The 15,400-nt window shown below is 38.5% G+C and carries 12 protein-coding genes, 1 tRNA gene and 1 pseudogene; 9 read left to right on the top strand and 5 right to left on the bottom strand.

The genetic code is table 11. The features are described 5' to 3' along the window. Positions 1–110: 110 nt before the first annotated feature. Genes NNJ73_RS04775 through NNJ73_RS04790 form a run of 4 tightly spaced genes read left to right on the top strand, consistent with a single transcriptional unit; the run spans position 111 to position 3,762 of the window. On the top strand, positions 111–1,184 hold the full coding sequence (locus NNJ73_RS04775) for an ABC transporter permease (RefSeq protein ID WP_254492940.1): 1,074 nt from the start codon (positions 111–113) through the stop codon (positions 1,182–1,184). Positions 1,185–1,186: 2 nt separating this feature from the next. After that, a complete protein-coding gene (locus tag NNJ73_RS04780; RefSeq protein WP_254492941.1) occupies positions 1,187–2,116 on the top strand; it encodes an ABC transporter permease in 930 nt (309 codons plus the stop codon). Further along, entirely contained in the window at positions 2,109–2,993 is an 885-nt protein-coding gene (locus NNJ73_RS04785) for an ABC transporter ATP-binding protein (protein ID WP_254492942.1), read from the top strand. Before NNJ73_RS04780 ends, NNJ73_RS04785 begins: the two co-directional genes overlap by 8 nt. Beyond that, the gene (locus tag NNJ73_RS04790; RefSeq protein WP_254492943.1) at positions 2,980–3,762 is read left to right on the top strand and encodes an ABC transporter ATP-binding protein; all 783 of its coding nucleotides are present in this window, start codon (positions 2,980–2,982) and stop codon (positions 3,760–3,762) included. Before NNJ73_RS04785 ends, NNJ73_RS04790 begins: the two co-directional genes overlap by 14 nt. A gap of 593 nt (positions 3,763–4,355) precedes the next feature. On the opposite strand, the gene NNJ73_RS04795 is transcribed toward NNJ73_RS04790, so the two are convergent. Then, positions 4,356–8,222 (bottom strand): autotransporter outer membrane beta-barrel domain-containing protein, encoded by a 3,867-nt coding sequence (locus NNJ73_RS04795; protein ID WP_254492944.1) that lies wholly within the window; start codon positions 8,220–8,222, stop codon positions 4,356–4,358. A gap of 201 nt (positions 8,223–8,423) precedes the next feature. On the opposite strand from NNJ73_RS04795, the pseudogene NNJ73_RS04800 reads away from it, so the two are divergent. Continuing rightward, positions 8,424–8,867 (top strand): annotated as a pseudogene (locus NNJ73_RS04800) (late control protein); the annotation flags it as partial. 11 nt (positions 8,868–8,878) lie between these two features. Next, positions 8,879–10,366: a replicative DNA helicase gene (locus tag NNJ73_RS04805; protein WP_254492945.1), complete on the top strand. Its 1,488-nt coding sequence runs from the start codon at positions 8,879–8,881 to the stop codon at positions 10,364–10,366. A 202-nt stretch (positions 10,367–10,568) separates the two neighbouring features. On the opposite strand, the gene NNJ73_RS04810 is transcribed toward NNJ73_RS04805, so the two are convergent. Further along, positions 10,569–10,645, bottom strand: a tRNA-Met gene (locus NNJ73_RS04810). Between the two features lie 160 nt (positions 10,646–10,805). On the opposite strand from NNJ73_RS04810, the gene NNJ73_RS04815 reads away from it, so the two are divergent. After that, positions 10,806–11,762, top strand: coding sequence for a Gfo/Idh/MocA family protein (locus NNJ73_RS04815; protein WP_254492946.1), 957 nt, complete (start codon positions 10,806–10,808; stop codon positions 11,760–11,762). Positions 11,763–11,811: 49 nt separating this feature from the next. Beyond that, on the top strand, positions 11,812–12,930 hold the full coding sequence (locus tag NNJ73_RS04820) for a DegT/DnrJ/EryC1/StrS aminotransferase family protein (RefSeq protein WP_254492947.1): 1,119 nt from the start codon (positions 11,812–11,814) through the stop codon (positions 12,928–12,930). A 323-nt stretch (positions 12,931–13,253) separates the two neighbouring features. On the opposite strand, the gene NNJ73_RS10115 is transcribed toward NNJ73_RS04820, so the two are convergent. The 3 genes from NNJ73_RS10115 to NNJ73_RS04830 are packed head-to-tail and all read right to left on the bottom strand — an operon-like array spanning position 13,254 to position 14,523. Further along, a complete protein-coding gene (locus NNJ73_RS10115; RefSeq protein ID WP_371923237.1) occupies positions 13,254–13,523 on the bottom strand; it encodes a hypothetical protein in 270 nt (89 codons plus the stop codon). Beyond that, complete coding sequence (locus NNJ73_RS10120) at positions 13,513–13,899, bottom strand: hypothetical protein (protein ID WP_371923238.1); 387 nt, start codon at positions 13,897–13,899, stop codon at positions 13,513–13,515. The genes NNJ73_RS10115 and NNJ73_RS10120 overlap by 11 nt, the downstream gene beginning before the upstream one ends. A 27-nt stretch (positions 13,900–13,926) precedes the next feature. Continuing rightward, entirely contained in the window at positions 13,927–14,523 is a 597-nt protein-coding gene (locus NNJ73_RS04830; RefSeq protein ID WP_254492948.1) for a DUF1134 domain-containing protein, read from the bottom strand. Positions 14,524–14,737: 214 nt separating this feature from the next. On the opposite strand from NNJ73_RS04830, the gene chpT reads away from it, so the two are divergent. Continuing rightward, on the top strand, positions 14,738–15,376 hold the full coding sequence (chpT, locus tag NNJ73_RS04835) for a histidine phosphotransferase ChpT (RefSeq protein ID WP_254492949.1): 639 nt from the start codon (positions 14,738–14,740) through the stop codon (positions 15,374–15,376). Positions 15,377–15,400 lie beyond the last annotated feature (24 nt).

Raw genomic sequence — 15,400 nt, forward strand, 5'->3', positions numbered from 1 at the left:
AGAAGCATGTTAGGGAGAAGCATTGTAGCACATGCTTAATAAGAAATTGTTTCATTCTATAAAAAAAGGTATTCGCTTTATGTTTTATCGCTACAGAGGGGATTTTTATAATGGTTTTGCCACTTTCAGAGACTGAAAGAGCTGTATCAGAAAAGCAGAAAAAATTATTTTTATGGGATTTTTTATTCAAGGGATTAAAACTTCTTATTTCAGTTTTTATCACATTGCTTGGGTTGGTGACGATCACTTTTTTTCTTGGTCATCTTCTTCCTCTCGATCCTGTTCTATCTATTCTTGGTGATAATATCAGTCAGGAAGCTTATGATGCCATGTATTATAAGCTGGGTCTTGATAAGCCGTTGATTGTTCAATATTGGAAGTATCTTCATAATGTATTTTTATTTGACTTTGGAGATGCTTTAACTTCTGGGCGTCCTGTTTTAGAAGATATTATGCGTGTATTTCCTGCAACATTAGAGCTTGCAACGGTTGCTATTGTTATTGGCACAACTCTTGGAATCCCTTTTGGTGTTTTTGCAGCAATGTATCGTGATTCATTTATTGATTATGTTGTCCGTATTTTTACACTTTTGAGTTATTCTACGCCGACATTTTGGCTTGGGTTGATGGCATTGTTAATCTTTTATGCTAAACTTAGCTGGGTTGGTGGTCCAGGACGACTTGATTTTCTTTATGAATATTCTTTTGAACCCAAAACAGGATTTTTTCTTTGGGATACCGCGAGCCAAGGACAATGGGAGGCTTTTGGGAATGTCTTTAGTCACATTATTACGCCTGCTTTGATCTTGGCTTTCGGGGCTATGGCTTATATTAGTCGTATGACTCGTGGGTTTATGATTGAGCAACTCAATCAGGAATATATCATTACGGCACGTGTAAAGGGATTATCGTGGGCGCGAACGGTTTGGGGACATGCCTTTCGGAATGCTGCTGTTCAAGTTATTACCGTTGTTGCACTTTCTTATGCTTTTTTATTAGAAGGGGCTGTTTTGACGGAGACAGTTTTTGCTTGGCCTGGTTTTGGACATTATTTGACAAATGCTCTTCTCGCTGGAGATATGAATGCAGTTGTCGGATGTACTTTACTTGTAGGATTTATCTTTGTCGCCATTAATTTATTTTCTGATTTGCTTTATCGCATTTTTGATCCAAGGACACGTTGAATATGACAGTCAGTAATCATCATAAAACGCCATCATCATCTTCTTTGAGCTCTTGGTTAAACGATCCTGTTCCAAGGTCCGTAATTCAAGCAAACATACAAAGAATTTATCATGCACTGGTTAAGTTTTTTCATAACTTTTCGGCTGTATTCGGTCTGCTTATTATTTGTATTATTGTCATATGTGCACTTTTTGCTCCTTGGATTGCGACGCACGATTTTCTGAGCAATGATCTGGGAAATCGATTGCAGCCCCCCTCTATGGCCCATTATTTTGGGACAGATGAATTAGGACGTGATATTTTTAGTCGTCTTGTTTTTGGTTCTCGTATTACTCTTTATGTTGTTTTTCTCACAACCATTATTGTCGGACCAATAGGGCTTATTGTTGGGACTGTCTCTGGTTATATGGGGGGATGGGTTGATACTGTTCTCATGCGCATTGTCGATATTTTTCTTGCTTTTCCAGGTTTGATTTTAGCTCTTGCCTTTTCAGCGGCATTGGGACCGGGGATTGAAAATGCTTCTATTGCCATTTCAATTGCAGCATGGCCACCAATCGCACGTTTAGCGCGCGCTGAGACCTTGACGATACGTTCTTCTGATTATGTTTCGGTAGTTCGCCTGCAGGGCGCTTCTGCTTGGCGGATTATTTTGTTTCATGTTGCGCCCATGTGTATTCCTTCAGTGATTGTCCGATTAACTTTAGATATGTCTGGGATTATTTTAACAGCTGCTGGCCTTGGATTTTTAGGGTTGGGAGCACAACTTCCAAGTCCTGAATGGGGAGCGATGCTTTCCTCAGGGCGGGAATTTATGATGACAAATTGGTGGTTGGCGGCAATACCAGGCTGTGCAATATTATTTGCAAGCCTTGCTTTCAACCTTTTAGGTGATGGTCTTCGTGATGTATTGGATCCACGCAATGGGTAATAAATTATTAGAAGTAGAAGATTTACGTATTTCTTTTCCTACAACGCGCGGCATTGCAGAAGTTGTGCGTGGTGTTAGCTTTTCTGTCGGAAAAGAAAAAATTGGTATTGTTGGTGAATCAGGATCTGGAAAATCGATGACTGGACGGGCAATACTAAAGCTGAGTCCAAAATCAGCCATTGTTAAAGCCAAAAAAATGCGCTTTGAGGATGTCGATTTATTGACTGCAAGTGAACCTCAGATGCGAAAAATCCGCGGTAAGCGTATTTCAATGATTTTACAGGACCCCAAATATTCACTTAATCCACTCATCCGGATTGGGGAGCAGATTATGGAGGCTTACCGTATTCATTACCGTGTTTCAAAAGTTGAAGCGCGGGAGCGAACCATATCTATGTTAGAATCTGTTCATATTCGTGATCCTGAACATGTGATGCGTCTCTTTCCTCATGAAATATCTGGGGGAATGGGGCAGCGTGTGATGATTGCAATGATGCTCATTCCCAAACCTGATTTAATTATTGCCGATGAACCAACATCTGCGCTTGATATTACGGTCAGACGACAAGTTTTATCCGTATTAGATGAACTTGTGACAAAGTCTGGAACGGGGCTTATTTTCATCAGTCATGATTTGAATATGATTGCCGATTTTTGTGATCGTATTTTGGTGATGTATGCGGGACGTGTGCTAGAAGAATTGCCTGCTTCTGATTTGTCTAACGCTTGTCATCCTTATACGAAGGCTTTGTTGGCAAGTTTGCCACGGCTTGATAATCCTGTTGATGTTTTGGCTGTTCCTGAGCGTGATCCTGATTGGTTGTATAACCCTACGATTGTTAATGGTGTTGAGGAGGTTCCTCATGGCAAATTGTGAGAATATTGTTGATGTTTCTAATTTATCTGTCACGTTTGGGCACAGGCACAAGGCCGTAACCGTTGTTAAAAATGTTAATTTTCATATTAAGCGTGGTGAAGCTTATGGTTTGATTGGTGAATCCGGATGTGGAAAATCAACTATTTTGAATACATTGGTAGGACTTATTCCAGAGTATAGTGGAAAGTTTCTTTTTGATGGAGAAGAGGTCGCAAAAAAAAGAGACAAGAGTTTTCTGCGTCGTATTCAAATGGTTTTTCAAGATCCTTATGCTTCACTGCATCCAAGAAAAATGGTTCATACGGTTCTTTCTGAATCGCTCAAAATTCATGGTATGGATAATCAAAGAGAGCGGGTGGAGGATGCTTTAGATTCCGTTGGCTTAAATTCTTCGTTTCTTTATCGTTATCCTCATGAATTATCTGGAGGGCAGCGTCAACGTATTGCTCTTGCTCGTGCTTTAATTATCGAGCCAGAGGTTTTGTTGCTTGATGAGCCAACATCTGCATTGGATGTGTCGGTACAGGCTGAAATTTTAAACTTGTTGAAATCGTTACGTGAGAGAAAAAAGCTTACTTATTTAATGGTATCCCATGATCTTGCTGTTGTCGCACATATTTGTGAACGGGTTGGCATTATGCATAAAGGGATTATTCTTGAAGAACTTAGCAATGATGAATTGCGTAATCTACATGCACAAAACGATTATACAAAGGCGTTTTTTGAAGCCAGTATTGAGCCTATCGTTCATAGAGAACAAAGAGCGTGATTGACTTTCCAGAAGAGAAAATGTCGTTTTTTCTGTGTTAAAGTTTCTGGAGATGTTTGGCGGCCTTGTTAAAAGGGCAAGGAGAATAATAGGATTTTTTTTAGTCATGAATTTGCTGGATAGTTTGTGAGCTATAATATTTTAAATCCTGTTAGAACTCTGGTTGTGAAATATACAAGTGATTTATAATATACATTCTTTGTTTGATAATGTTGTCCTGTTTTTTGCTTATCATTTTATTTTAAAATTTTAAGCATTAAATGGTGAGAAATAACAGAAGAAAATAATGGCTGTATGTTCCGGAAAAGCTTCTTATTATTTTATAATATCATCTTATTTTTTAGTTGTTCTCTTTTTTAGAATTTTGGGCATTATTCATTGGAAAATGCTAAGTTTTATGCTTTATAAAAGAAGAGTTTTTTGTAAAAAATTTTCAACGGTCAATGACAGTCTTCAAATATTTTGCTGTTTTCTATTTTAAAAACCGTTTAAAAAACAAATCGTCATAAACTAAAAAAGGCAGCATATCATGCTGCCTTTTTTGTTTGATGAAGTGTATAGAATAACAATACACCTGTTGTTAAAGTTCTGCCTCAAAACTGATAGCGTATTCCGCCTGAAAAACTTGCTCCAGAGATACCCGTTTTTTGCAGTTTTTGTTGATAACTCACATCACCATGAAGGGAGAGGTTCGTGGACAATTGCGCGTTGATGCCAAGCCCTCCTTCAAGTGCAGATCCCATAGCATCAAGTTTATAATCCTTATCAATATGGAGGGACTGATCATCCCTAAAAGTTTTGATCAAGTTGACTTTTCCATAGAAAGACATAGGACGGTTGTTTTCAGTGGAAATGCTTTTGGTCAAACGCCCGCCAATACGGATCATCCATTGATGAGGATTTTGCATGTCAACGGTAAAATTATCGGCATCTGCAATGGTATCAAACGTCAAATGTTGATAAGCAAGTTGTGCCTGCGGTTCGAATGTTACACCCTGAATTCCTGTTGCAAATTGTTTGCCAACAGTGGTGGAGATGTTCAACATTTTGGCATTTTTCAACTTTGCGGTTGTCCCAATGAGGGCATTGGTGATCTCTCCTTTTAGGAAGCCATAGGATAACAGCGTATCAAGATAAAAGCCATTGTCGTATTGTATGGTTCCATAGGCTGTGAGGGACCATTTATCAACGGTGTTTTTTCCAGCATCTCGCATATTTTTTGGCGTAAAGGAAAGCTGTCCATAGGTTCCTAAAAGACCGAAACGTGTTGTGGTATTATGTCCTTCCAGTGTTGCGAAGTTCACCCCTCCTTGTAGAGCGGCATAGCGAAGATCAGCACCGCTATAACCATATTGACGTGGTGCACTTTCAGAGGAGAAGGTTCCTGTGCTTCCATAGGTGTGTAAGAAAAAGCCATTCTGTTTTTCTTGTCCTTTATCTACAACCGATGTTCTGATATTTGCCAACAAAGCGTTTTGTTTAGCCATATCGGTCAATCCACTATAGAAGAGAGCATTTGGCATGACCAAATAGCTTGCCATTTGTGCGACAGGTGCATGTACATTTGCTTCAGGATGAGAACCGGACTCTGGATTAGAGCCAGATCCCTCTGGGTTAGAGCCGGTCTCTGGATTAGAATTAAGAAACTCCGGTTGTAGACGAAAATCCCAGAAATTTTCATTTTTTTCATCAAAGAGATTTTGTTTTATATCCGCTTTGCCTTGGCTTGAGTTTGGTCCATAGACGCGCAGCATATATTTATCTGGTGAACCATTTATTGTGGTATAGCCATGGGCTAATTTAAAAGAGCTTTCTTCAGCTGTTCCAGAAACTTGGATAAGAGAAAGTCCCCGTATATTTTTCTCAACATCAGAAGGTTTTTGTTGAGTGGTATTTCCTTTTAAATTAACAAAAATGTTTGTAGTTCCTGAAACATCTCCATTGATCAAAAGCCGATCTGTTTTTTGGTCAACGATTGGTTTACCATCACTCCACCAAGTATTGAAAGAAATCTGTGCATTGCCTGTTGCATTATAGACGGCTTTGGTCTCTGGTTTTCCAGAGCCTATATACAATGTGTGGTAATGACCTTCTGTTGGCTCTTGAAAAATAACAGAGCTGTTTTCGAGATCTAGCACAGAAATATCAGAACGTGATCTTTGAGCGATATCAAGGAGTTTTCCGTCATCATCTTTTTCTTGTGTACTGTTTTTTAAGAACCATTGTGTCCCGTTTTTCAGGTCAAAGCGTACGTTTCTCTCTTTTGTAATGTTTGCTCTGCCTTCTAAAGTGGAATGATCTGCGTTTAATGTGAAGCTACCGATAGGTATCTCCTTAACTTCTTTACCATCCCAGACATTTTTATCTTTCCAAGAAATTTTGTCCCAAAAGATACCATTATCTAATAATATATCGGCATATATTTCTGAATCTTTGAAATTGAGCGTACCGATTGATAGAGCAGGACTATTTTCAATATTTTTTTCAACAACAGCTCCAACAAAAATTCCTGTACCATTATCAACGTGAAAAATTGAATGGTTTAAATTGATTTCATTGTTACGATATTCTTGTGGATTCATTGGGTCAAGTGGATCATTATCAGAAAAATTTGCAAACTGTAAGCCTGAAACTTCTGCTGTTGCAGAAACATTTGTGAGATCCATATGTCCGCCATTTACTACGGCTAATGCATTTTTTTTTGCTTTTATCTCATTTTTAGTACCACTACCCGTTTTGATTACACCATTCTCATCTGCAACAAGACCAAGATCAACATTTTGAATGGTTGTGTTGCCATTTAATTCAATTATACCATCTTCATAGGATTCGACACCAATAGTTATTTTTTCGCTCTCACCACCGATTATTGTTAGATCGTGACTAACAATTTTGCCTCCATCATCTGCAGAAAGACCGATATCAAGATTTTTAATGGTCGTTGTGCCCGTTAAGTTAATTTCGCTATCAGGATTCCATGTCGATATTCCATAGCGATCGTGTTCAGAATTTGGATTGATTGATTTTGTTCCGATGACTGTTAGATTTTTACTGGTGATTTTGCCACCAAGGTCTGCTGCAAGACCAGTGTTAAATACATTTTCGATAATTGTATTACCATTTAATTCAATTATACTCTCACGTGCTTTTATACCGAAACCAATTGTATTAAACTCAGTTTCCGATGATTCAAAACAGGTTATTTTTAAATCTTTGGCAATAACTGTAGCAGCATTTTCTGCTTCAATTCCATTCGTAAGTTGTTGAATGGTTGTTGTCCCCTTTAATTCAATTTTACTATTAGAACCTTTAGCAAGTACACCAATGCCTATATTTTTGCCTTTAAGAGCGGTTATTGTTAAATCACCACTGACAATTTTTCCTCCACTGTCTGCATAAAGACCTTCATCAAAGTTGCTAATGATTGTTTTGCCTATTAAATTAATTTCACCAGATTCTCCTACCCATACACCTGACTGTGCTTCAGGGTTTTCGAGATTGCCAGCTGTCCCACCGATGATTGTTAAATTTTCGCTGGTGATTTTGCCACCAACGCTTGCTCCAAGACCATTAAAAGTATTGTTAATCGTTGTATTGCCATGCAATTCAATTGTGCTCTTCTCGCCATATGCAAAGGCGCCGGTTCCTGTACCATTTGTTGTGAGCGTAATATCCGTGGCATCGATACTCCCTTTGTTTTTTGCAAGCAATGCAGAAGAATGTTTATTTTTCGTTGTTGCACTTCCTCCTATCATTATAATTTTTGAATCCAGACCGTCTGCATAGACACCATTGTTACCATATGATGTGACTGTAGCATTGTTTAAAGTAATGGAACTTCCTTGCTTTGCATATATGCTATCGTTTGTGCTCTCGAATGATCCTCCAGTGATCGTTATTTGAGAGTGATCATCTCCGACTATGGCATTAACTACTTGAGAGACAGTGACATTTTTTAAAGTAACTGTACTGTTTTCTGTTATTATTCCATTTCTGAGTGGCACATCGTTTTTACCACTCGATATGGTCACATTTTCCAATTTATTTTCTTGGCTGTTACTGTTCAAGAAGTGAACGCCAGTGTCAGAAACTGTAATGATTCCCCCAGTCATTTGAAGTATCGCGTCATCTTTTACTTCAAGACCCAAACGGATGTCAGAATCCGTTCCTTTAATGGTCGTTTTATCTCCCGTTAATTTAATTGCACTGCCTTTGCCTTCAACGCTTATAACGTAGACATCTGTGTGTGAGCTTGAGTTTGTGTCTTTATTTCCGGTTACTTTTAAATCAGTTCCAATGATTTGACCACCTTTTAGGGCATGAAGAGTCTCATAAGTGGCTTCTTTGATCTCTTTTTTTTCTCCAGAAACTTCAAGAGATTCAGCGTGAACATTGAATTGGATATTAAACAGCACGATAGCGGCTGTCGCCATAGATGACAGAAGGGATTTTTTATACACGAATACTCTCCTTTTAAAGCCCCCAATATTTACTTCCCCGCAGTCTTCAAAAGAAGAACAGAAAATAGATATTGCTTTTCGTTAATTACGCATAACTTTGGTAATTTATTTTGTTTTCTCTGTCAAAGTTAAAGTTGAATTTATCATTAAATATGCAATATTTAAATTTAATTTATAATGTATTTTTCAGTATATTTAAAAAATAAGTTTTTATTTTTAAGCGGGGACAATCTTCCGCTTCAGACCATCCATCAACAGGAGCGTTCCCATTGGGAATTTAGTCTCGAGCCACGCACCCAATATGGCATGATAGAAGCACGGTATTTTGATCGCACAAAAGGGCAACAACACGTTGTTACGCATCGCACAGGGTATACGGGGCCCATTCGCCGTCTGCGGACGTGCTACCCTTGTAAGCAGCAAGCACAAGCTGCGGCTGCTTCTGAGTCGGATAGGCTTTGTCGAGCCATGGGTAGTGGTTCTTTAAGCCTCGAGGGGCGCCCTGAAATCATGGCCGGTCAACCGCTTTTGCTTCAAGGGTTTCGAGACGAAATCAATGGCCCATGGCATGCTGCAACCGTGACCCATCGCTATGAGAAGCAAAGCGGCTACACCACAGAAATAACCCTAGAAGCGCCAAATTAAGGAAAAGAGGCATGAGAAAATTAAACGTGTTAGAAACAGAAAACCCAAGAGATACTTTTGCCCCTTCTTTTCGGCAACTTCCCCATAATATTGAAGCAGAACAAGCGTTGCTTGGAGCAATCATGATCAATAATGATGCTCTTGAGAGTGTTTCTGATTTTCTCAAACCAGAGCATTTTTTTGAAGCTTTCCATCAAAAGATTTTTGATATCATCTTACAAATTGTTCAAAAGGGAAAAGTTGCAGACCCGATTACCATGAAGCCCTTTATTGCAAATGATGAGAAAATTGGAGATATCACTGTATACCAGTATGTTGTTCGTTTAGCCAAAGAAGCTGTCACAATCATCAATACTCAAGATTATGGACAGGTTATTTATGATCTGTTTATTTGGCGTTCTTTAATTAACCTTGGCACTCAAATTGTAAATAGCTCTTTTGATTCTCCCCTAGAACTTATCCCCTCTAAACAAATTGAAGCGATTGAAAATCAGTTATTTGCATTGGCAGAGAAAGGCAAATATGGAGCTGGTTTTGAAAACTTTGATAGAGCCATTGTAAAAGCCATTAACATGGCAAGTGCTGCAAAAAAGCGTTCCTCACAGCTCTCTGGCATGGCAACCCATATAAAAACTCTTGATGAAAAAATGGGAGGGTTGCAACCATCTGATTTGATTATTCTAGCAGGGCGTCCTGGGATGGGTAAAACGTCCCTTGCAACCAATATTGCCTTTAATATTGCCAATGCTTGCAAGCGTCATGATAACCAAGCCAGTGAAGGGGGGATTGTCGGTTTCTTCTCCCTTGAAATGTCAACAGAACAACTTGCAACCCGTATTATCTCAGAACAAACAAAGGTTTCTTCTTCTGATATTCGACGGGGTAATCTTTCTGATGATCAGTTTATAAACATTGTTCATATGACGCGTTCCCTTCAAACCATTCCTCTTTATATCGATCAAACGGGAGCTGCATCTCTTGCACAACTAGCCGCGCGTGCAAGGCGTCTTAAACGACAACATGGTCTAGATGTTTTGATCATTGATTATATTCAACTGATAACAAGCGGTTCAAAGCGTTCTTCTGAAAACCGCGTTCAAGAGATTACAGCCATTACTATGGGTCTTAAAGCGCTTGCAAAGGAACTCAATATTCCCATCATTGCGCTTTCGCAATTATCACGACAAGTTGAAAATAGAACAGATAAACGTCCACAACTCTCCGATTTACGTGAATCAGGTTCAATCGAGCAAGATGCCGATATTGTGTTGTTTGTTTATCGTGAAGAATATTATCTCAACAATGAAAAACAAAAAGAAGGCAGTGTTGAATATCACAAATGGAAAGAAGCAATGGAGCAAGTTAAGGGCAAAGCTGAGGTTATCATAGCCAAGCAACGCCATGGACCAACAGGAATCGTCCCTCTGACTTTCCAATCTGACTTTACATGCTTTAGTGACCTAACGGATAACGACAACTTTCCAGAAATATCCGCTTGAGCTCAAAATAATGATCCGATGATTGAGAAGAAAAATCCCATAGATTCTCACAAAAAATGACGAATCTTAAAACACCCTTTGAAAGGCCTTTGAAGACCCTTTGAGAACCTCTTAAAAATCATGTGAAACAAAATAAATTGGTACAAAACCTGGTGTCAAAATATACAAAACCTGCTGACAAGCTACATACACTGTGAAAAAATGGTAGCGGAGGAGGGATTTGAACCCCCGACACAAGGATTATGATTCCTCTGCTCTAACCTACTGAGCTACTCCGCCAAAATAAAATTATAAGTGCAAATAATTACATCTTCTCCGGATATAAGAGGTAGAATAGTGAGATGTCAAGCATCGTTTTTAAGCTTTTCTCTTGTCATTCTATTTTATCCTCGATATGTAAAAGTATAATTTTATAGATAACGTAAGGTAAGGCATAAAAATGGTGCCACGTGTAGCGGTTTTAGGATGCGGTCATTGGGGTGAAAACCATATACGGACTCTCCACTCTCTTGGGGCTTTAGTAGCAGTTTCTGATATTAATACTGATCGTGCTGCCAATTTTGCTGCGATGTATGGTGTAGAGGTTGTTCCACCAGATGATCTTTTCACTCATCAAAATATTGATGCGCTCGTATTAGCGCTGCCGCCACAATTTCATACGCAAAATGTGCTGCGTGCTGTTAAAAATGGCAAAGATGTTTTGGTGGAAAAACCAATAGCCTTGAATGTTGCTGATGCTAAACGCCAAGTTCAGGAGGCTAAGGACTATGAGCGGGTTTTTATGGTGGGCCATATTTTACGTTTCCATCCGGCTTTTGAAAAAATGTATGAATTGGTGAAAAACGGGGAATTGGGGGAGGTGCGATATATTTACTCTCATCGATTAGGCTTTGGAAAATTTCACACACACAGTGATGCTTTATGGGATCTTGCCCCTCATGATCTTTCAATGATTTTAGCGTTGACAGGATGTGAGCCTTCCCAAATTCGTGGTGAGGGGGCTGCTGTCGTTGATCAGATTTCTGATTTTTCTCATGTTCATATGACTTTTCCAAATGGTGTACGGAGTCATCTTTTTGCTTCACGCTTGAGCCCTTATCGTGAGAGGCGTTTAACTGTTGTTGGGACAAAGGCTATGCTCGTTTTTGATGATATGGAACCGTGGAGCCGTAAATTGGCAATGCACCATTTTGCCGTTTGGAAAGAGAATCAAGAGTGGGCTTTTAGCATGGATGAGCTGAGTTACATTGATGTTTGTGAAGATTTGCCACTTACTTGCGAATTACGGCATTTTCTTTATTGTATTCAAACGCGTCAATTGCCTCGTACAAATGGTGATGATGCTATTGCGGTTTTACGGATTTTAACAGCTGCTGGTGTCAATTATGATAAATAAAAGAGATAAGTAGTGCTTTTGTATTCTAGTGATGATCAATGGAGTTAATATGCAATTCATCGACCTTGGGGCGCAGCGGGCGCGTATTGAAGATAAAATTAATTTTGCAATTGCGCATGTGGTCGCGAGTGGTCAGTATATTTTGGGGCCAAAAGTAACAGAGTTTGAAGAAAAATTGGCTGAGTATCTTGGCGTTAAACATGTCATCGCATGTGCTAATGGAACAGATGCTTTGAAGATGCCTCTTATGGCTAAAAATATTGGTCAAGGGGATGCTGTATTTTGTCCTAGCTTTACATTTTCGGCAACGGCTGAAGTCGTTGCTTTGGTGGGGGCTGAGCCTGTTTTTGTGGATGTTTTACCCGATACATTTAATATTGATGTTGAAAAACTTTCTCACGCTATCGAAATGGTTAAAAAAGAGGGAAGGCTAAAGCCAAAGGCTATTATTGCTGTTGATTTATTTGGGCTTCCTGCTGACTATGTGCAAATTGCTCAAGTGGCTGCAAAGGAAAATCTGTTTGTCATTGAAGATGCTGCTCAATCTATGGGGGGAAGAAGCGGTAAGACGATGTGCGGTGTTTTTGGTGACGTGGCGGCCACAAGTTTTTATCCTGCAAAACCATTAGGGTGTTATGGCGATGGAGGTGCTATGATGACCAATGATGATGATTTGGCAGAACTTTTACGCTCTATTTTGTTTCATGGGAAAGGTGAAACACAATATGATAATGTACGGATTGGTATGAATTCACGTCTTGATAGTATTCAGGCTGCAATTTTACTCGAAAAGTTTGTGATTTTTGAAGATGAAATGGAAAAGCGTGTAGACGTTGCTCAACGTTATTCCAATGGGTTAAGAGATACTGTTACAGTTCCAGAAATAGGAGAAAATATTCGTTCTGCTTATGCCCAATATACAATTAAGGTAAAAGAGCGTGATAAATTAAAAGATTTTTTACAAAAAAATTCTATCCCTACAATGGTTTATTATAAAACTCCTTTACATCAACAGCTAGCTTATAAACGCTTTCCTTATGTAAAAGATTCCCTTTCTGTGTCAGAGTCTTTAGGAGAGTGTGTGTTAAGTTTACCAATGCATCCTTACTTGGCGCAAACGGATCAGGATATGATTATCCAAAAAATAAGAGATTTTTATCACGCTTGAGAGTGTGCTTTTACCTTTAAAACTTATGGTAAAAGCTTTATGGGTGGTCCATCTTAGAAGGTATTTTTTGTTAGAGTGTGTGATGAATATTTTAAAGTATTATTTGCTTTAGGACTCATGAAATGCCGTCCTTTAGGGCGGTGATATGATAAGAAAGTCAAATCGCTAAACAAGAAGATGGATTTTTTATAAAATGGTGTAGGGTAAGATTTTTTTCTTTCGCTTCAGGAGAAAATCACGCTTAATAAAAGTATTTCATGTCTGAAAGTCACAATGAGCCTTTATTGATTTTACTCTTCATTGAAGGCGTTTTAAGAGATAACTTATTTAACGGGACTTTTAGAGGAGAGATAAGTTATTTTTTTGCGAATACGTGATGCGAGGTCATTTTTACTTTTGGACTTTTGAATCAATGTGTTGATGGGTGATGTATGCCCCTCCTGTAGCGCTATTTGAGCTGCTAATGTTGCTGCAAGGTCCTTTGTTTCTTCACGGAATTCTTCTAGCAGTTGGTGGTTAGCCATTATATCAAGCTCATGAGTTTGGATTTTTTGTAAATGTTGCTGATAGTGTGCAATTTTTTCATGCATCATTTTGCTTTCCTTTGAAGATGTTTGTTGTGACGATATTTTGTTTGATCGCGATCGATTCTTTGAGAGAAGTGTTTTGTGCGGGGAAATATAGCCGATAAAGTTGTTCTGTAACTTGGCTCAAGTATATTTTTTGTTGGGCGTATTTTTTTTGCAAAGATTCGTACTTTTGTTGGTTTTTTGCTAATTCTACAGCATGTTGTGCGCGGACAAAATCGTGGCTTGCTTGTATTTCCGTGAGTGATAATGGAATTTGTGCACAAACATCTTTATGCGCAAAATGAACGGCTTTGCGCCAAATAAGAGGAGATAAAAGCACCAATAACCAAGAAGTGGCGGCAACCCCAAGAATAAAAAAAAGAAACGATTGAATAAGCATAATACCCCTTTTCAAATAAGAAGACGTTTAAAACGGATTCCACGTCGGTCTAGGTGTTAATTTTAAATATCCTATGTTGATACCAAGGCGTGCACCGATTCCTGTCCGTATTGGGATTAACAAGGTATCATGGTATTTGAGCACATGAAAACCAACACCTGCAATTAAATAGGCCGAACCTGAAATACCACCATAGCGTCCCCATAAATTATTTATGCTCTTAAGATTGTAAACCAAGATCATGAGACGAGAACCTTGGCCACCAAAATCCCAGCCTACTGAAGGACCTTGCCAAAAAACTTTATGCTGACCATAACTTTTGGTAAAAACTTTTCCTTCGCCATAGGTTAATCCAGCAAAAAAGGCGCCTGAAGCTTCTTCTCCTAATATATAGGCATTGGGATAGCCATATTGTGAAAAAATATTTTGAATTGCGATTGCTAGACCACTGGTTGTTTTCCCAAAAAAAATATGACCAGAATCAATTATTTCTTGAAGTGAATAATGAGGCTCGTTTTGCTCTATTGGTTTTAGTTGAGCATGTGTAGTGTTTATGGTGACGAATAAAAGGAAGATTAAAGATATAATATTTTTGTACCAGTATTTTAGCAGAGAGAGAGCCATAGAGTTTTCTCCTTTTATTAGTGACAAACAAAAAGATAATATTAGGATTTTCATTCTATTCAAATAAAAAATAAGATGTAAGGTTATTTAAATTCTTGAATTTATTTCTGAAAATTTTTTAGCATGATTGTTAATGTTTTCTCTTATGCATCAGATGTTAAGAGTTTTTCTTTAAAATAAAGTTTGTTTTTTGAATCTAGGAGTTTTCAATCGTATGACGTTTGCTATTTCTTTGAAGCCTATGGATCTTGCTGCTTTGCTTTGTAGTCGTATTTGCCATGATTTAATTTCACCTGTGGGGGCTATTCAAAATGCAATGGAGCTTTATGACGAGGGAGACGCTGAAGAAGAGGCTTTGCAATTGGTGCGTTTATCTGTTGCGAGTGCTTCTGCACGTCTACAATTTGCGCGATTGGCTTTTGGTTTTGCTGGTGCAAGTGGAGGACAAATAGAGACACGTGCTGCAGAGCAGGTTGCTCAACAATATATGCGGCAAGAAAAAGCAACTTTAAAATGGCAGGTTCCCTCTCTTTTGTTACAAAAAGATGAAGTTAAACTTTTGCTGAATTTGTTATTGATTGCAAATGCAACAGTTTCTCGTGGCGGTGAAATTGTTGTTATGATTGTGCAAGAGGAAAATAAACATTCTTTTCGATTTGAGATTGTGGGTGAAATTCTTCGTATTCCTCCACATTTTCTTGCGTTATATCATGGAGAAGCTCAAGAAGAGCTTATTGATGCACATGTCATCCAATTTTATTACACAATGTTACTTGCTGAAATGACAGAGATGAAAATAAATATTGATGAAAGGGATCATTGTATTGTTTTAGAAAGTGTGAAAAAGCTCTGAATTAAGAGAGAAGCGCTTAAGCCG

It is taken from the genome of Bartonella sp. B1099, assembly GCF_944801835.1.
Taxonomy (GTDB): Bacteria; Pseudomonadota; Alphaproteobacteria; order Rhizobiales; family Rhizobiaceae; genus Bartonella.

What these genes read in the sequence shown, in the direction of transcription:
- NNJ73_RS04775 (WP_254492940.1), top strand. Translation starts at nt 111, where the DNA reads ATGGTTTTGCCACTTTCAGAGACTGAAAGAGCTGTATCAGAAAAGCAG.
- NNJ73_RS04780 (WP_254492941.1), top strand. Translation starts at nt 1,187, where the DNA reads ATGACAGTCAGTAATCATCATAAAACGCCATCATCATCTTCTTTGAGC.
- NNJ73_RS04785 (WP_254492942.1), top strand. Translation starts at nt 2,109, where the DNA reads ATGGGTAATAAATTATTAGAAGTAGAAGATTTACGTATTTCTTTTCCT.
- NNJ73_RS04790 (WP_254492943.1), top strand. Translation starts at nt 2,980, where the DNA reads ATGGCAAATTGTGAGAATATTGTTGATGTTTCTAATTTATCTGTCACG.
- NNJ73_RS04805 (WP_254492945.1), top strand. Translation starts at nt 8,879, where the DNA reads ATGAGAAAATTAAACGTGTTAGAAACAGAAAACCCAAGAGATACTTTT.
- NNJ73_RS04815 (WP_254492946.1), top strand. Translation starts at nt 10,806, where the DNA reads ATGGTGCCACGTGTAGCGGTTTTAGGATGCGGTCATTGGGGTGAAAAC.
- NNJ73_RS04820 (WP_254492947.1), top strand. Translation starts at nt 11,812, where the DNA reads ATGCAATTCATCGACCTTGGGGCGCAGCGGGCGCGTATTGAAGATAAA.
- NNJ73_RS10115 (WP_371923237.1), bottom strand. Translation starts at nt 13,523, where the DNA reads ATGATGCATGAAAAAATTGCACACTATCAGCAACATTTACAAAAAATC.
- NNJ73_RS10120 (WP_371923238.1), bottom strand. Translation starts at nt 13,899, where the DNA reads ATGCTTATTCAATCGTTTCTTTTTTTTATTCTTGGGGTTGCCGCCACT.
- NNJ73_RS04830 (WP_254492948.1), bottom strand. Translation starts at nt 14,523, where the DNA reads ATGGCTCTCTCTCTGCTAAAATACTGGTACAAAAATATTATATCTTTA.
- chpT (WP_254492949.1), top strand. Translation starts at nt 14,738, where the DNA reads ATGACGTTTGCTATTTCTTTGAAGCCTATGGATCTTGCTGCTTTGCTT.